We start from the raw sequence: 17179 nt of genomic DNA, 5'->3' as shown, positions 1-17179 counted from the left end.
CTGGAGTCGCCGGTGAGTGAAGGAGGCCCCATGACCACGGCCAAGGCCGCGCCAAGTCCTGAGGAGAGGACATACACCGAGTCGGATCTCGTCCCCATCCTGGAGACGTTGTTCTCATGGCGTGACGGCGACTTCCGGCGTCGCGTCCCGTACGCTCCTCCGGGCATCCTCAGCGAGGTGCGGCTGCTGCTCAACGAGGTCGCGGACCGCCGCGAACACCTCGCCAACGAGCTGGCCAGGGTGCGCAGGGAAGTGGTCAAGGAGGGCCGGTTCGGCGAGCGGCTGACGCCCGGCCCCGGCGTGGGGGCCTGGGCCGAGAGCGTGGAGTCGGTCAACATGCTGATCGACGCGCTGGTGAGCCCGGTGAGCGGCGCGGCCGACGTGATCGACGCGGTGGCGAAGGGCGACCTGTCCCGGCGGATCGACCTCGACCGGTCGGCCCGGGGCGAGGTGCGCCGGCTGGGCAAGGCGATCAACGGCATGGTCGACCAGCTCGCGTTGTTCAACTCCGAGGTGACCCGGGTCGCCAGGGAGGCCGGCACCGAGGGCCGGCTGGGCGGCAGCGCCAACCTGCGCGGCATGTCCGGCAGCTGGCGCGACCTCACCGAGGCGGTCAACACCATGTCGTCCCGCGTGGCCGCGCAGGTGCGCGACATCGCCGTGGTGACCACCGCGGTGGCCAAGGGCGACCTGAGCCGCAAGGTGACGGTCGACGCGGTGGGCGAGATGTTCGAGCTGAAGAACACCGTCAACACCATGGTCGACCAGCTCTCCGGGTTCGCCGAGGAGGTCACCCGCGTCGCCCGCGAGGTCGGCACCGAAGGACAGCTCGGCGGCCAGGCGCAGGTGTCGGGCGTGTCGGGCGTCTGGAAGGACCTCACCGACAACGTCAACTTCATGGCCAACAACCTCACCTCGCAGGTGCGGAGCATCGCGACCGTGGCGACGGCGGTGGCGCAGGGCAACCTGTCGAAGAAGATCACCGTTGACGCGCAGGGCGAGATCCTCCAGCTCAAGGACACCCTCAACACGATGGTCGACCAGCTCTCCTCCTTCGCCGACGAGGTCACCCGCGTCGCCCGCGAGGTCGGCACCGAGGGCAAGCTGGGCGGCCGGGCCGAGGTGAAGGGCGTGTCGGGCGTCTGGAAGGACCTCACCGACAACGTCAACTCCATGGCGCGCAACCTGACGTACCAGGTCCGCAACATCGCCCAGGTGACCACCGCGGTCGCCAACGGCGACCTCACCCGCAAGATCGACGTCGACGCGCAGGGCGAGATCCTGGAGCTCAAGTCGACCATGAACACCATGGTCGACCAGCTCTCGTCCTTCGCCTCCGAGGTGACCCGCGTGGCCCGCGAGGTCGGCACCGAGGGCCAGCTCGGCGGCCAGGCCCAGGTACGCGGCGTGTCCGGGGTTTGGAAGGACCTCACCGACAACGTCAACTCCATGGCCAACAACCTGACCTCGCAGGTGCGCCAGATCGCCGCGGTCTCCTCCGCGGTGGCCCAGGGCAACCTGTCCAAGAAGATCACCGTTGACGCGCAGGGCGAGATCCTCCAGCTCAAGGACACCCTCAACACGATGGTCGACCAGCTCTCCTCCTTCGCCGACGAGGTCACCCGCGTGGCCCGCGAGGTCGGCTCCGAAGGCCAGCTCGGCGGCCAGGCCCGGGTGCAGGGCGTGTCGGGCACCTGGAGAGACCTCACCGACAACGTCAACTTCATGGCCAACAACCTGACCTCGCAGGTGCGCAACATCGCCGAGGTGACCACCGCGGTCGCCAACGGCGACCTCACCCGCAAGATCGACGTCGACGCGCAGGGCGAGATCCTCGCGCTGAAGACCACCATCAACCGGATGGTCGACCAGCTGTCGTCGTTCGCCTCCGAGGTCACTCGGGTCGCCCGCGAGGTCGGCTCCGAAGGGCGGCTCGGCGGCCAGGCCCGGGTCGAGGGCGTCGAGGGCACGTGGAAGCGGCTCACCGAGAGCGTCAACGAGCTGGCCGGCAACCTGACCACCCAGGTGCGCGCCATCGCCACCGTCACCAGCGGCGTGGCCCGCGGCGACCTGACCCGCTCGATCGCCGTCGAGGCGCAGGGCGAGCTGGCGGAGCTGAAGGACAACATCAACTCGATGGTGGCCAACCTCCGCGAGACCACCCAGGCTAACCAGGAGCAAGACTGGCTCAAGTCCAACCTCGCCCGCATCTCCCGGCTCATGCAGGGTCACCGCGACCTGTTCGAGGTGGCCAAGCTGACGATGAGCGAGCTGACCCCGCTCGTGTCGGCCCGCTACGGCGCCTTCTACTCGGTCGACCCGGAGAACGAGCGCGACCTGCTGCTGATCGGCGGTTACGGCGTCCGGCCCGACCGGGGGCCGCGGGCGCGGTTCGCGTTCGGCGAGGGCATCGTCGGCCAGGCCGCGGCCGAGGGCAGGCACATCGTCCTGGACGACGTGCCGCCGAAGTTCATCACCATCGACAGCGGCCTCAGCCAGTCGACGCCCGCGCAGATCGTGGTGCTGCCGATCCTGTTCGAGAACCGCGTGCTCGGCGTGCTGGAGCTGGCCTCCTTCAGCCCGTTCGGCGAGGTCCACCTCGACTTCCTGACGCAGCTGGTGGAGAACATCGGCGTCACGATGAACACGATCATCGCCAACTCCCGCACCGAAGACCTGCTGACCGAGTCCCAGCGCCTCACCCGCGAGTTGCAGGAACGCTCCGACGAGCTGCAGCGCCAGCAGGAGGAGCTGCGCCGGTCCAACGCCGAGCTGGAAGACAAGGCGGCGCTGCTGGCCAAGCAGAACCGCGCGATCGAGATCCAGAACTTCCAGATCGAGCAGGCCCGCCGCACGCTGGAGGAGCGCGCCGAGCAGCTCGCGGTCTCCTCCCGCTACAAGAACGAGTTCCTCGCCAACATGTCGCACGAGCTGCGCACGCCGCTCAACAGCCTGCTCGTGCTGGCCAAGCTGCTGACCGAGAACGCCGAGGGCAACCTGACCCCGCAGCAGGTCGAGTTCGCCCGGACCATCCACGGGGCCGGGTCGGCGCTGCTCCAGCTGATCAACGACATGCTCGACCTGTCCAAGGTCGAGGCCGGGCGGATGGACATCCACCCCACGCAGGTCTCGCTACCCAAGATCATCGACCTGCTGGAGGCGGCGTTCGCGCCGCTGGCGGCCGACAAGGGGCTCGCCTTCAGCGTCGAGGTCGACCCGGCCGTGCCGCAGGAGCTGCGCGCCGACGAGCAGCGGCTCCAGCAGGTGCTCCGCAACCTGCTGTCCAACGCGGTCAAGTTCACCCCCAAGGGCGAGGTGAAGCTGCGCGTCGTCCCGGCGTCGCCGGACGTCGACTTCGACGACGACTCGCTGCACATCACCCACGACCTGCTCGCCTTCCAGGTGATCGACACCGGCATCGGCATCGCGCCCGACAAGCGCGACGTCATCTTCGAGGCGTTCCGGCAGGCCGACGGCACCACCAGCCGCAAGTACGGCGGCACCGGCCTGGGCCTGTCGATCTGCCGGTCCATCGCCCGGCTGCTCGGCGGCGAGATCCACGTCGAGAGCGAGCTCGGCCGGGGCAGCACGTTCTCCCTCTACCTGCCGGCCACCTACACCGGCCCGCTGCCCGTCAGCGCCGCCGAGGGAGCCCGCAGCAGCGGGCAGCAGCTCGTCACCGCCTCGGTCGAGGAGCCGACGACGATTCCGGAGCCGCCCGGCATGCCGCTCGACATGCCGCTGCCGGAGCTGGTCGAGGCGCCCGTCGAGACCAGTCAGTGGCAGGGCGACGACCCGCTCGGCGGCGCCAAGATCCTGATCGTGGACGACGACATCCGCAACGTCTTCGCGCTGACCAGTGTGCTCGAACGACACGGCGCCACGGTCGTCTACGCTGAGAACGGCCGCGAGGGGATCGAACAGCTCGAACGGAACGAGGACGTCGCGCTCGTGCTGATGGACATCATGATGCCGGAGATGGACGGCTGGGCGACGACCTCCGCCATCCGGCGCATGCCGCAGTTCGCCGACCTGCCGATCATCGCGCTCACCGCCAAGGTCATGCGCGGCGACCGGGAGAAGAGCATCGCCTCCGGCGCATCCGACTACGTGCCCAAGCCCGTCGACGTCGACCGCCTGCTCGAAAGGCTGCGCGGATGGCTCAGTCGCGGCCGCACCTCCGACTCGCCGGCGGAAGGTTCCGACCATGCCTGACAGGGCCAAGATCCTCCTGGTCGACGACCGGGAGGAGAACCTCATCGCGCTCGAGGCGATCCTCAGCTCCCTCGACCTGGTGCCGGTCCGCGCCAGGTCGGGCGAGGAGGCACTGAAGGCGCTGCTCAACACCGAGTTCGCGCTGATCCTGCTGGACGTGCGGATGCCCGGCATGGACGGCTTCGAGACGGCCGCCCACATCAAGCGCCGCGAGCGTACGAGAAACATCCCGATCATCTTCCTGACCGTCGTCGACAGCGCCCCCGACTACGCCTTCCGGGGCTACGCCGCGGGCGCGGTCGACTACCTGACCAAGCCGTTCGACCCTTGGGTGCTGCGGGCCAAGGTGTCGGTGTTCGCCGACCTCTACAACATGAACAAGCGCCTGGCCGAGCAGGCGGCGCTGCTGCGCGAACGGGTCGGCCACGAGCTGCCGCCGGGCTCCGGCGACCAGGCGTCGATCCTGCCCGAGCTGTCCCGCCGCCTGACGGCCGTCGAGGAGGAGCTCACCCGCGTACGGGAGATCGCCCGCAAGTCCAAGGACCCTGCGCTGTCGGCCCCGCTCACCGACCTGACCGACCGCGTCACCCAGTTGCGCGCCGGCTTCGACGCCCTCTCCTGAGCTCAGCGCCGTGCGGGGACGGGCAGGAGCCCGGTTCCCTGCCCGCGCAGCACCGCCGTGACCCGGTCGGCCACGTCCAGCTTGCGATACAGGTTCTGCTGGTGCTTGGCCACGGTGCGCGGGGAGATGCCCAGCCGGTGTCCCATGGCGGTCGCGGTCAGCCCGTCCGCCAGCAGGGTCAGCACGGCCAGCTCGCGCCCGGTGACGCCCAGCCGCCGCGCCCGCTCGGCGGGATCGTCGCGCCCGCCGGGTGACGGGCCGAACGCGTCACGCCAGCGCCGCAGCTGCCGCAGGTGCCGGTCCGCGGCCAGCAGGAGGGGCTGCACCCGGCACGCGTAGGCGAGGTCGCGCCCGCCGATCCGCTCGCCCGGGGCCCGGCCGACCAGGAACGCGCGGGCGCCGCCCATGGGCAGCGCGAGCTGCTCGTCGACGCCCAGTTCGGCCCGGAGCACGGCGTGGGCGGCGGTCCGCCGCCAGCGTCCGGTGGTGGTCACGTCCGTGATGGCGAGGGGCCGGCGATCGGCGTGGGCGGCGTAGTACAGGGCCAGCGGGTGATCGCCGACGGCCCGGCTCACCAGGGTGTCCTGGTCCGGCGAGGCGAGGACCGGCGCCCGGGCCAGAATGCGGCCCGCGCGGCCACGGGGGCGGACGCCGTCGAGGAACACGCACACCGCGCCGCCCAGCGCGTCGTTGAGCTCGGCGGTCAGGCACGGCCAGTCGAGCTCCGGCGCGGTGCCGCCGACCAGCTCGACCGCCAGGCCGAGGATGCGTTCGTAGTCCTGCGGCAGGAGGGCCATACGGCTGAGTGTCGGCCCCGCTGCCCGGCCTCTCCAGGAGCTTTTCCGTACCGCCACTACGCACTCTTGCGTATTTTCGCGGCCTGGCGGGGCCGTGATGCTGGGGGACGTCCACGCGGGCGCGTCCCTGCGCGCCGGAGGGGAGATCGCATATGCGACCCACGCTCACACCACTGATCCTCGTGCTGGTCCTCGTCGCGCCGTCGCCGCCGGCCGCCGCGGGAAAGCTGGTGACCGACCTGGTCAACGTCACCCCGGCCGGTCAGCAGGCGGTCGGGCTCAGCCGATGGCCGGACCTCACCGAGAGCGGCGCCGTCCTCGCCTTCGACTCCCTGGCCACCGACCTGGTCCCGGCCGACACCAACGACGCCCGCGACGTCTTCGTACGCAACACCGCGATCCCGGCCACGGTCCGGGCCAGCGTCAGCAGCGGCGGCGTCCAGGGCGACAACGACAGCGAGACGCCGTCGATCGACGCGCACGCACACTACGTGGCGTACGAGTCGCGGGCCACGAACCTGGTGCCCGGCGACACCAACGGCGTCAGCGACGTCTTCGTGTTCGACGTCTGGCAGGGCAAGACCGTGCGGGTCAGCGTCACCGACGCCGAGGGCCAGGCCGACGCCCGCAGCGGGGACCCGGCGATCAACAAGGACGGCGGACGCTACGTGGCCTTCTTCTCCACCGCGAGCAACCTCGTACCCGGCGACGTCAACGGCGTGGGCGACGTGTTCGTCCGCGACCTGCGGCTGGGCACCACGACGCTGGTCAGCGTGAGCGACGGCAGCACCCGGGGCACCGGTGAGAGCTACCATCCGGCCATCAGCGAGGACGGCCGGTGGGTGGCCTTCACCTCGGACGCCGCCAACCTGGTCGCCGGCGACACCAACGGGGTCGCCGACGTGTTCCTCCGCGACCTGCGGACCGGCACCACCAGCCGGATCAGCGTCAGCGGCACCGGGCAGCAGGCCGACGGCAGCAGCGCCCTACCCTCGATCCGGGGCACGTCCGTCGCGTTCACCTCCCGGGCGACCAACCTGGTGGCCGGCGACACCAACGGGGTCCAGGACGTGTTCGTGCACCACCGGACGTCCGGCGGCACCATCCGCGTCAGCGTCGGGACCGGCGGGACCCAGGCGAACGCGCCCAGCACCAACCCCTCGATGGGCGACTACACGTACGTGGCGTTCAGCTCCGGTGCGACGAACCTGGTGGCGGGCGACACCAACGGCGTGGACGACGTGTTCAGGCACAACCGGGTCTCCGGGGTGACCGACCGCTGGAGCGTCGAGAGCACCGGCGGCCAGACCGGCCTCGGCCCCGCCGGGCAACCGATGATCAACGGGATCGGGGGGAGCGTGGCGTTCGTGTCGAGCGCCGTCGGCTTCTTCCCGGGCGACCCGGTCAACACGCAGGACGTCTTCCTGCGGCACCCGTGAACCGGCGGGGTCAGCTGCGGGCCCGCTCCAGGGCGTCCCAGAACCCGCGGCGCAGAGCGTGGCGGACCTCGTCGTGCAGCAGGAAGTCGATCGGCAGCGACGAGCCTTGCAGGAGCCTGGCCTCCAGGTCGGACGGCATCCGGGGCTTGCGCGCCAGCACCGCCTCCAGCCAGAGGGCGGGGGCGTCGCGGGCCACGGACTCGCCGAAGTCGTGGCCCTCGCGGTGGGCGGCCTTGACCGCGTCGGCGAGCGTCGTGGCCCCCGAGGTGGACGAGGCCGCGGCGGGCTGCGAGGTCACCGGCGCGGGCTGCGGCCCGGTGTAGGGCCCGAGCTGCGAAGGCTGGTAGGCGCCGGCGCTCGACGGGGAGGAGAACTGCCCGGTGGTCGGCGACTGCTGGGGCAGCGGCCCGGTCGCCGGCGCGGGCGGCGGTTGCTGCTGCGCGGGCGGGTCGGCCGGGAAGGTGTAGGAGGGCAGCGCCGGCGGTTGCGCCTGGGCCCGGCTCGGCGCCGGGGTGGCGGGCTGCGCCTGGCCGCCGGACGAGCGCGGCGCGGCGTGACTGCCGGTGCCGGTGCCGACCGCCGGCATCGAGCCGGTCGACGTCGAGGAGGGGAGCGACGACGGCAGGGATGACGGCAGCGACGACGGCGAGGACGCCGGGGGCAGCGCGTGCGAGCCGTGGCCGTTGCTGACCGGCTGGTGGCCGTTGGCGGCCTCGGACGCCCCGGTCACCAGCGACACGTAGGGCCGCAGGTGGCTGGCGCCCAGCTCGATGAGGTCGTCGCACTCCTGGCCGAGGCTGCGCGAGACGGCCCAGCTCCCGTCGGCGGCGATGTGGACCACGGTCAGCCGGACGCCGAGGTCCTGCGCGTCGCAGACGACCTGGGTGAGGTCCTCGTCGCCGCTCACCACGACCGCGTCGCAGATCGCGGTGTTGCGGGCCAGCGTCATCAGGTCGCGGTGGACCTGCGCGTCGACGCCCTCGCGGCGGCCGGGCCGGATGCGGGACAGGCGGAGCTTGAGACCGGGGATGTCGGCCAGCACGTCGTGCTCGGGGGTGCGGCGGCCCTCGATCGTGGCCTCGTACCAGTAGCAACGCAGCAGCGGCAGGCCCGTGCGCTCGCGGGACAGGCTGGACAGCAGTTGGAGCAGGCCGGGATAGTCCCACGCCACCGACTCCCGATGGCGGGTGCCATGCACGGCCATCGCGCCGTCAGCCAGCAGATAGCCAGCGTCGACGAACAGCGCGCAGCGATCCACTGACACCGCCCCTTCCGTGGTGGTCCGACTTGCTGGCTCTGCACCGTCAGAGCCGGACTCGGCGGCCCTGTCCCAGGGTAATGAAAGCGGGTGATCGTGCGAGGGTTAATCCCGACGATTCGCCCCTCGACCGGCGTCAAGCCAGATCCGTTGAGCGAACCGTACCAGTTTGTCTTGTTCGCCGTCACAACCGCGGACGCACGCTCACCGCCGCGACCCCGAACAGCACCACGTCCCTCTTCCCCGTGATCGTCAGCCTGGGACGGGCGGGCAGAGTGTGACTGATGGTATCCACATCCACACCGAACGTCGTGCCGGATGCGCCGTTCGCCGAACCGTCGAAGACGTTGTCCGGGTCGCGGTCGCCGCCCTCCGGCGTGAGCGGACCCGAACCCAGCGACACCCGGTCGCCGCGCAGACCCGCGTCGCCCTCCCAGGCGACCAGCTCCATCCGGGCGGCCCCGCCGGGCTCCAGCCCGTCGAGCGGCAGCCGCAGCGCCGGGGCGTCGCTGCCGACACTCCGCGCGTCGTCCAGGACGAGCACGCTGCCGTACGGGGCGCCAGGGTCGGTGGTGACGACCACGAGACTCCAGCCCGCGTGGCCCGGCTCCCCCATCGGCGGGTCCGCCGCCCACCACAACCCGTCCTTGGCCCTGCTCGCCGCCAGCCCGGTGACGTCCGCGAAGGCCTGGTAGGCGGGGCCGTCGGGCAGCTCCTGCCAGGCGACCCGGCTGGGCCGCACGGTCACGTAGCGGCCCCGGCCCGGCGGCTTCAGCCTGATCGGCCCGGCCTTGTCGGCGGTGGCCGACCAGTAGAGGCCCGCCCACAGGACGCGGCCGCCCGTAGGCAGCGTGAGCCTGGCGGCGCTGGAGGCGTCGGTCCGCTTCGACCGGTCCTCGTCGAGGGGCCGCAGCCGCCACAGGTCGCCGTCGCGCCGGTCGCCGTCGCGCCGCCTCGCCTCCGCGCACCCTTCGTGCTCGGCCGGGCAGGTCAGCAGGCCGTTCCCGACCGCCCTGACCGTCACCTCGCCGTCCGCGGCGAACCTGGCCGGCGCCCCCGACTCACGCACCCCGGCCGCCGCCCGCCCGCTCAGCCGCAGCGCGCCCGCCTCGACCCGCAGCCGCGGCCCCGCGCCGACCGGCGCGTCGGGCGCCACCCGCACCCGCAGGAACACCGACGCCGCCTCACCGGCCGCCAGCGGCTCCCTGGCACACCTAGCCCCGCCCTTCACCGGCCTGCACTGCCACCCTCCACCGGCCGGCCTCTCACTCCGGCTCGCCGTCCACTGAACAGCCCCCCGCCCCTTCTCCCCCGCCACCCACTGCACCGCCCCCGGCTCCCCGGGTGCGCGCTGGGTTTGGTGTCCGGCCGTCTGCCGCACCGCCCCCCGCTCCCCGGATGCGCGGTGCGTCTGGTGTCCGGCCGCCGGCAGCATCGCGTTCCGCTCGCCGGGCGCGCGCCGCACCCCATCCCGCCCTCCGGGTGCGCGCTGGGTCTGGTGTCCGACCGCCTGCGCCACCGCGTCCCTCTCGCCGGGCGCGCTCCGCACCCCATCCCGCCCTCCGGGTGCGGGGCGGATCTGGTGTCCGGCCGCCTGCGCCACCGCGTCTCGGTGCTCGGGCTGCTTGTTCGTGGGGGCTTGTCGGTCGTCGGTGGTGACCCACTGGACCGCGCCGGGCTTCTTGGGGGCCGACCAGGGGATTTTCGCGATCGGGGTGGTCGTGGGGGCGAGGGTGACGCCGGGAGGCAGTTCGATGGCCGCGTAGACGGCTCGGGTCGGGGTCTTGCCGGTGTTGCGGGCGCGCAGGGCCACGATGCCCTGCTCGCCCCGTACCAACGCACCCATCACCGCGACGGAGGCCCGCAACCGGGCCTGCCCGCCCCGGCGCTCGGCACGTCCGGCGGCCCTCTCCTTGTCACGCACCGGCGATGGGGCGCCCTCCCTTGCTGTCTCACCCGACCCCGCCCGTTCGCGGTGGGGGGCGGCCGACGGGGATTCGGTGACCTGCCGGTCGGGCTGGGGCGGGACGAGGGCGGGGGGCTCCCCCGTGGCGACGCCAGGACCGGGGTTCCCGTGGCGCGGACCGGTCGCGTACGCCCGGCCGTCGGTCCCGTCCTTGCCAGGGGCGCCGGTCTCCCCCGAGCCGCCGACACCACCCGGCGTGCCGACACCACCCGGCGTGCCGGCCTCGCTCGGGGTGCCGGCGGGCGAGGGCTGGGCGTTCGTGCCGCCCGCCTTCGGGCCGGCGGGGGCCTCGTCGTGCGCGGCCGTGCCGCCGGGGGTCTTCTCCCCGTACGGGCCGACGTGGTCGTAGTGGTCGGCGGAGGAACGGGGCTGGGCGGCCGCCGTGGGCCGGACCCCCACGTCCTGGCCGGACACCACGGCGAAGGCCGCCGCCACCGCCATCACCATGACGGCGCCGCCCGCGACCATGATCTGCTGAGCCGAGCTGCGCCGCATCCAGCCGAGCACCCGGCCGGGAACCGTCACGGGGACGGGCCGGGACACGGCCTCCAGGTAACCGGCGGCCGCGGCGCCCAGCACCAGGGGCCCGACGACCGAGCGCAGCCCCCGGGTGACGTCGGTCAGCTCCCGCTGGACGGTCTGGCAGTTGGGGCAGTCGCGTACGTGCTCGTCGACCACCCGGGTGTCGCGCCGGGTCAGCCCGCCGCGCACGTAGGCGCCCAGCTTGCCGATCACTGCCCGGCACTCGGGCGGCGGCCCGCCCGTCAGGTAGGTCCGCAGGTAGGACTGCCGCAGCCCCTCGCGCGCCCGGTAGGCCAGCGCGGAGACCCCGTTGGCCGACAGCCCGAGCAGCGGCGCCACGTCGGCGGAGCGGGCGTTCTCCACCTCGGTGTGCCAGAGCACCGCCCGCCACCGCTCCGGCAGCGACAGGTAGGCCTGCGCGATCAGCGAGCCCTCCAGCCGGGACGTCACCAGGTCGGCGGGCAGCGCGGGGTTGAACAGCTCGAACTCGGCCGTCACGCGGATGCGGTCGTGCACGGTCTGCCGGACCACGGCCAGCAGGTAGGGGCGGAAGGCGGCCTCCGGCCCGCTGCCCCGGCCCACGTGGTCGAGGACGCGGGTGAACGCCTCGGCGACGACGTCGTCGATCTCCGCCTCGCCCCGCACGAGCTGCCCGGCCAGAATGCGGGCGGCCCCGGCATGACGCTCGTGGAGCAGCCCGTATGCCGGGGCATCACCCCCTCTGACCGCATGCAGGAGGTGTGCGTCGCTCCGCGGTGATTCGGCACTCATAGTGACCTCACAGTTACGAACTGTTGCCCGTGGAGTCTTTCCGCACTCCGGCCCATGGCTAAACCGAGCACGCCTCTTTGCCGGGAACGGCGGGCTCTAAGCTGAAGCCATGAGCGACCGCGACAGCCTGCTGGCCGAGATCAAGAAGAAGGCCGTCGTGCACGGCCGGGTGGTGCTCTCCTCGGGGCGGGAGGCCGACTTCTATCTCGACCTGCGCCGGATCACCCTCGACGCCGTGGCGGCCCCGCTGGTCGGCAGCGTGATGCTCGACCTGACGGCCGACCTCGGCTACGACGCGGTGGGCGGGCTCACGCTCGGCGCCGACCCGGTGGCGGCCGCGATGCTGCACGCCGCGGCCGCGCGCGGGCGGGCGCTGGACGCGTTCGTGGTGCGCAAGGCGCAGAAGGTGCACGGGCTGCAGCGCCGGGTGGAGGGCCCCGACGTGAAGGGCCGCCGGGTGCTGGTGGTGGAAGACACCTCGACGACCGGCTCGTCCTCGATGACCGCGGTGGAGGCGCTGCGCGAGGAGGGCGCCGAGGTGGTCGCGGTGGCCACGATCGTCGACCGGGGCGCCGCCGCCAGGATGGCGGAGGAGGGCCTCGACTACCGCACGGCGTTCACTCTTGAGGATCTTGGACTGTGAACGCCTCGCGCTCCCCCGGCTCGCCCTCCGGCCGGACGCGGCCGTTCTCGGTGACGCGTACGGTGCCGGCGTCGGAGAGCACCACGTCCAGCTCGGGCTCGAAATAGCTGACCTCTTCGCCCCGGGTCATGTCGCGGTGCTGGAGCACGTCTCCGCCGGGGACGCGTACGGTCACGAGCGGGCAGACCTCGGCCAGGCACTCGATGCGCACGGTCGGCGCGGGCGCGGAGGCCGTGGGGGTCGACGACGGGCGCTCGGGCGCCGCGGCGCCGGTGTCGAGCGAGTCGAGCAACGCCCGCCCGCCGATGACCAGCAGCACCACCAGAGCCCCTACCGCCAGCACGGCGAGCGCCAGGCGGGCGAGGCCCATCGGATCAGACCTGTGGCGTCCCACGCGAGGAGACTATCCAATGGTAAGCGGGCTTTCCCGATGAGTTCCGGATCTCGGCGGGGTCCTGGAACCCCCCGGGGGGTCGCCCCTACCACCATGGGTACGGGACCGGGATACTGAACAGCGCGAAGCCGTTACTTCTAGGGAGATGACTCATGCCCATCGCGACTCCTGAGGTCTACGCCGAGATGCTCGATCGAGCCAAGGCACGCGGGTTCGCCTACCCGGCGATCAACGTGACCTCTTCCCAGACGCTGAACGCCGCGCTGCGCGGCTTCGCCGAAGCGGAGAGCGACGGCATCATCCAGGTGTCCACGGGTGGCGCCGAATACCTGTCCGGCCCGACGGTCAAGGACATGGTGGTCGGCGCGACGGCGCTGGCCGAGTACGCCCGGGTGGTGGCGGCCAAGTATCCGGTCACGGTGGCGCTGCACACCGACCACTGCCCGAAGAACAAGCTCGACGGCTTCATGCGCCCGCTCGTCGACATCTCGCTGGAGCGGGTGTCCAAGGGCCTTGACCCGCTCTTCCAGTCCCACATGTGGGACGGCTCCGCCGTACCGCTGGAGGAGAACCTGGAGATCGCCAAGGAGCTCCTCGACAAGTGCGCCCGCGCCCGGATCGTCATGGAGATGGAGATCGGCGTGGTCGGCGGCGAGGAAGACGGCGTCGTCGGCGAGATGAACGAGAAGCTCTACACCACCACCGGCGACGCGCTGGCCACCGCGGAGGCCGTCGGCGTCGGCGACCAGGGCCGCTACATGCTCGCCGCCACGTTCGGCAACGTCCACGGCGTCTACAAGCCCGGCCACGTCAAGCTGCGGCCCGGCGTGCTCAAGGAGATCCAGGAGGCGGTGGGCGCCAAGTTCGGCAAGGACAAGCCGTTCGACCTGGTCTTCCACGGCGGTTCCGGCTCGCTGCTCGAGGAGATCCACGAGGCGATCTCGTACGGAGTCGTCAAGATGAACATCGACACCGACACGCAGTACGCCTTCACCCGGCCGGTGGCCGACCACATGTTCCGCAACTACGACGGCGTGCTGAAGGTCGACGGCGACGTCGGCCAGAAGAAGACCTACGACCCGCGTGCCTGGGGCAAGTCGGCCGAGGCCGGCATGGCCGCCCGGGTCACCGAGGCGTGCGAGCACCTCAAGAGCAGCGGGACGAAGCTCACCTAGCCACGGCGACGGCCCGGCGGGTATGACTTGTCCTATGGATAACCTTCTCGCCGGGCCGCCCCCGACTCACCTGCCGGACACGCCCGAGGCCAGGGAGGCCCTCGAATCCGGTGTCAAGGCTTCCGACGTGGCCGCCCGCTTCCCCGCCTACCCGGCGGCGTGGGCGTCGCTCGCGGAGGAGTACTTCGCGCAGGGTCATGCCGTCACCTCCTATGCCTTCGCCCGTACGGGCTACCACCGCGGTCTCGATCACCTGCGCCGCAACGGCTGGAAGGGGCACGGGCCGATCCCCTGGGAGCACGAGCCCAACCGCGGCTTCCTGCGTTGCCTCTACGCGTTGAGCCGGGCGGCCCAGGCCATCGGCGAGAAGGACGAGGCCGAACGGTGCCTGCAGTTCCTCAAGGACAGCACCGAGACCGGCTATGACGCGCTGACCAAGGGGTAGCTCTTGGGGCGATAAGCCGTACTCGGGTAGTCTCTCTACGCAAGAGCCCCTGTCGCGATTGCGCCAGGGGTTTTCGTTTTGTGTTCGGGAGACTTCACCATGCCGGCTGCCGTTCTCGTGGGTGCCCAGTGGGGCGATGAGGGCAAGGGCAAGGCCACCGACCTTCTCGGTGGCGACGTCGACTACGTCGTCCGTTACCAGGGTGGCAACAACGCTGGCCACACCGTGGTCATCGGCGACCAGAAATACGCACTTCACCTGCTGCCCACGGGCATCCTCTCGCCACACGTGGTGCCGGTGATCGGCAACGGCGTCGTGATCGACCCGGGAGTGCTGCTGAGTGAGATCGACGGCCTGGCCGAGCGGGGCATCTCCGCGGAGCGGCTGCTGATCTCGGCCAACGCGCACCTGATCATGCCTCACCACAAGGCGCTCGACAAGGTGACCGAGCGCTACCTGGGCAAGGCCAAGATCGGCACCACCGGCCGCGGCATCGGCCCGGCCTACGGCGACAAGATCTACCGGGTCGGCGTGCGGGTGCAGGACCTGCTCGACCCGGGCATCCTGGCCAAGAAGATCGAGGTGGCGCTGGGCGAGAAGAACCAGGTGCTCACCAAGGTCTACAACCGGCGCGGCATCGAGGCCGAGGCGGTCGTCGAGGAGTATCTCGGCTACGCCGAGCGGCTCAAGCCGCACATCGCCGACACCTCGCTGGTGCTGAGCAAGGCGCTGGACGAGGACAAGTTCGTGCTGCTGGAGGGCGGTCAGGGCACGCTCCTCGACATCGACCACGGCACCTACCCGTTCGTCACCTCCTCCTCGCCGACCTCGGGCGGCGCGTGCGCGGGCGCGGGCATCCCGCCGAACCGGCTCACCCGGGTGATCGGCATCCTCAAGGCCTACACCACCCGCGTCGGCTCCGGCCCGTTCCCCACGGAGCTGGAGGACGAGATGGGCGAGTGGCTGCGCCAGACGGGCGGCGAGTACGGCGTCACGACCGGCCGCAACCGGCGCTGCGGCTGGTTCGACGCGGTGATCGCCCGCTACGCGACCCGGATCAACGGCGTCACCGACTTCTTCCTCACCAAGCTGGACGTGCTGTCGGGGCTGGAGCGGATCCCGGTGTGCGTGGCGTACGACGTCGACGGCACTCGGCACGACGAGATCCCGATGACGCAGACGGAGTTCCACCACGCCAAGCCGATCTACGAGGAGCTGCCCGGCTGGCAGGAGGACATCACCGGCGCCAAGACGTTCGAGGACCTGCCGACGAACGCGCAGGCGTACGTGCGCGCGCTGGAGGAGATGAGCGGCGCGCCCATCTCCGCCATCGGCGTGGGCCCCGGCCGCGACCAGACCCTGGTGATCCGCTCGCTGATCTGATCACCCGCCATGAGAACGCCCCACCCGCCAGGTGGGGCGTTTTTCGTCCGCGTCGTGAAGCCGACCGGGCATTCGGCGGACATTTCGCGACCAGCGGCTTCTCCCGCTTGTGGGCATCCGACCGTCACGTCATGATGCGGGACGGCGCCGCCACGAGCACCCCCGACGACGACGGAACGAACCGCCCCATGCATCCTTCGCCAGCCTTGTACGGGCTCCCTCCTCAGCCGGCAGCGTTGTACCCGGTCCGCGGCCTCGCCATGGTCGCCGTGGCCGCTCTGGCGCTCGACGCGGGCGTCACCGTCGGCGCGGCCGTGATCGACCTCCGGTACGCGGACCTGGTCGACCGGGTGGTCGTCGACGCCGGGGCCGTGCCGGAGGCGGAGCTGGCCCGGAGCCATCTCGTCCACGCCTTCTCCGGCGTGGTGATGGTCCTGGCCTATCTCGTGGCCGTCGTGGCGTTCCTGGCGTGGTTCTACCGGGTCAGGGTGAACGCCGAGATCCTCGCGCCGTACGGCCACCGGCGGAGCAGGCCGTGGGCGATCGCCGGCTGGTTGGTGCCGGTCATCGCGTTCTGGTTCCCCAAGCAGGCGATGGACGACATCTGGTACGCCTCGCAGCCCGGCGGCGGGCGCCGGGGGCAGGTGCTGATCGACGCCTGGTGGATGTTCTGGCTGGTCGGGAACCTGGTGGCGACCGTGGTCGCGCGGGTGCTGGTCGAGGCCTTCTCCCGGGGCGACGGCCTGGGCAGGGTCGCCTACGCGGCGCGGGTGGACGTCGCCGGCCTCGCGCTGATGCTGATCGCGGCCGTGCTGGCGATCGGCGTGGTCCTCCTGATCACGAACGCGCAGGAGGAGTACAGGGCCGGGGCCCGGAGCTGATCAGGGAGCGGTCAGCACGGCCGCCGTCATGGGTGAGCGCACCTGCCAGCCGAGGCTCTCGTACAGGCTCCTGCCCACCGGCGTGGCCACCAGCACGCCCATGACCGCGCCCCGGGAGACGGCGGTGGCGGCGAGCGTCTTCATGACGACCCGGCCCAGGCCGCGGCGCCGGTGCGCGTCGGCGGTCTCGACCTGGTCCACCACGGCCGCCCGGCCCACGACGGCGATCTGCCCGCGGGCGGCGATCTCCCCCGCGTCGGTCAGCAGGCGGGCGACGGTGACCCCGGCCCTGGTGGTGACGGCCAGCGTGTACCCGTCCGGCGCCGCGGTCTCCTCGGCGGCGAGCGCGCCGGTCATGAGGTACTCGGGAGAGTCGATCGTCCAGCGCGGCGGGAGGTAGGGGGCGATCAGCTCGGCCGGGGCGCAGAGCTTGAGCCAGGTGCCCGGCACCGTGATCGCGGAGGTCAGCTGCTGGACGAGAGCGGGCGTCGGCGCCGGGACGACGTGACGGACGGCGTGGCCGGGCAGTCCCACGTCCACCCGGAGCCCCCAGGGCTCGGGCACCGGCGCCGAGGTGCCGCGCGAGACCGTCCACCCGTCCACCCAGGCGCGCACCATATCGACCTGAGTGGTTTCGAGGGCCTTGGTCATAGTTGCTCAGCTTATTG

The 17179-nt window shown here is 71.8% G+C and carries 13 protein-coding genes; 8 read left to right on the top strand and 5 right to left on the bottom strand.

What is annotated here, in order from left to right; genetic code table 11:
* The first annotated feature begins 30 nt into the window (after positions 1-30).
* Together ACGFI7_RS31445 and ACGFI7_RS31440 are read left to right on the top strand one after the other, a co-directional pair.
* Entirely contained in the window at positions 31-4215 is a 4185-nt protein-coding gene (locus ACGFI7_RS31445) for a HAMP domain-containing protein (protein WP_393410898.1), read from the top strand.
* A complete protein-coding gene (locus tag ACGFI7_RS31440) occupies positions 4208-4837 on the top strand; it encodes a two-component system response regulator (RefSeq protein ID WP_393410896.1) in 630 nt (209 codons plus the stop codon). The genes ACGFI7_RS31445 and ACGFI7_RS31440 overlap by 8 nt, the downstream gene beginning before the upstream one ends.
* 2 nt (positions 4838-4839) lie before the next feature.
* On the opposite strand, the gene ACGFI7_RS31435 is transcribed toward ACGFI7_RS31440, so the two are convergent.
* Positions 4840-5634 carry a response regulator transcription factor gene (locus ACGFI7_RS31435; RefSeq protein WP_393410894.1) on the bottom strand — a complete coding sequence of 265 codons (795 nt, stop codon included), beginning with the start codon at positions 5632-5634 and terminating at the stop codon, positions 4840-4842.
* Positions 5635-5786: 152 nt separating this feature from the next.
* Between ACGFI7_RS31435 and ACGFI7_RS31430 the strand changes: the two genes are divergently transcribed.
* Positions 5787-7073, top strand: a complete 1287-nt coding sequence (locus ACGFI7_RS31430) for a TolB family protein (protein ID WP_393410892.1) — start codon at positions 5787-5789, stop codon at positions 7071-7073.
* A 10-nt stretch (positions 7074-7083) separates the two neighbouring features.
* Here the strand turns inward: ACGFI7_RS31430 and ACGFI7_RS31425 are convergent, their stop codons facing one another.
* Both ACGFI7_RS31425 and ACGFI7_RS31420 read right to left on the bottom strand, forming a co-directional pair.
* Positions 7084-8331 carry an NYN domain-containing protein gene (locus ACGFI7_RS31425; RefSeq protein ID WP_393411401.1) on the bottom strand — a complete coding sequence of 416 codons (1248 nt, stop codon included), beginning with the start codon at positions 8329-8331 and terminating at the stop codon, positions 7084-7086.
* Positions 8332-8515: 184 nt separating this feature from the next.
* The gene (locus tag ACGFI7_RS31420) at positions 8516-11590 is read right to left on the bottom strand and encodes a zf-HC2 domain-containing protein (RefSeq protein WP_393410890.1); all 3075 of its coding nucleotides are present in this window, start codon (positions 11588-11590) and stop codon (positions 8516-8518) included.
* Positions 11591-11699: 109 nt separating this feature from the next.
* On the opposite strand from ACGFI7_RS31420, the gene pyrE reads away from it, so the two are divergent.
* Positions 11700-12233, top strand: a complete 534-nt coding sequence (gene pyrE / locus ACGFI7_RS31415) for an orotate phosphoribosyltransferase (RefSeq protein WP_393410888.1) — start codon at positions 11700-11702, stop codon at positions 12231-12233.
* On the opposite strand, the gene ACGFI7_RS31410 is transcribed toward pyrE, so the two are convergent.
* A complete protein-coding gene (locus ACGFI7_RS31410) occupies positions 12208-12627 on the bottom strand; it encodes a hypothetical protein (RefSeq protein WP_393410886.1) in 420 nt (139 codons plus the stop codon). The two genes, pyrE and ACGFI7_RS31410, sit on opposite strands and share 26 nt — an antisense overlap.
* A 152-nt stretch (positions 12628-12779) precedes the next feature.
* On the opposite strand from ACGFI7_RS31410, the gene fbaA reads away from it, so the two are divergent.
* From fbaA to ACGFI7_RS31390, 4 genes are all read left to right on the top strand, one after another.
* Complete coding sequence (gene fbaA, locus ACGFI7_RS31405) at positions 12780-13802, top strand: class II fructose-bisphosphate aldolase (protein ID WP_393410884.1); 1023 nt, start codon at positions 12780-12782, stop codon at positions 13800-13802.
* A gap of 34 nt (positions 13803-13836) precedes the next feature.
* The gene (locus ACGFI7_RS31400) at positions 13837-14247 is read left to right on the top strand and encodes a DUF3151 domain-containing protein (RefSeq protein ID WP_393410882.1); all 411 of its coding nucleotides are present in this window, start codon (positions 13837-13839) and stop codon (positions 14245-14247) included.
* A gap of 99 nt (positions 14248-14346) precedes the next feature.
* On the top strand, positions 14347-15630 hold the full coding sequence (locus ACGFI7_RS31395; RefSeq protein WP_393410880.1) for an adenylosuccinate synthase: 1284 nt from the start codon (positions 14347-14349) through the stop codon (positions 15628-15630).
* A gap of 236 nt (positions 15631-15866) precedes the next feature.
* Entirely contained in the window at positions 15867-16511 is a 645-nt protein-coding gene (locus ACGFI7_RS31390) for a DUF4328 domain-containing protein (RefSeq protein ID WP_393410878.1), read from the top strand.
* Here the strand turns inward: ACGFI7_RS31390 and ACGFI7_RS31385 are convergent, their stop codons facing one another.
* Complete coding sequence (locus tag ACGFI7_RS31385) at positions 16512-17162, bottom strand: GNAT family N-acetyltransferase (protein ID WP_393410876.1); 651 nt, start codon at positions 17160-17162, stop codon at positions 16512-16514.
* Between the last annotated feature and the right edge of the window lie 17 nt (positions 17163-17179).

Source organism: Nonomuraea sp. NPDC048826 (assembly GCF_043198225.1).
Lineage (GTDB): Bacteria > Actinomycetota > Actinomycetes > Streptosporangiales > Streptosporangiaceae > Nonomuraea.
Note: the sequence above shows the minus strand (reverse complement) of the source record. Positions and strands in the feature narration are given on the sequence as shown.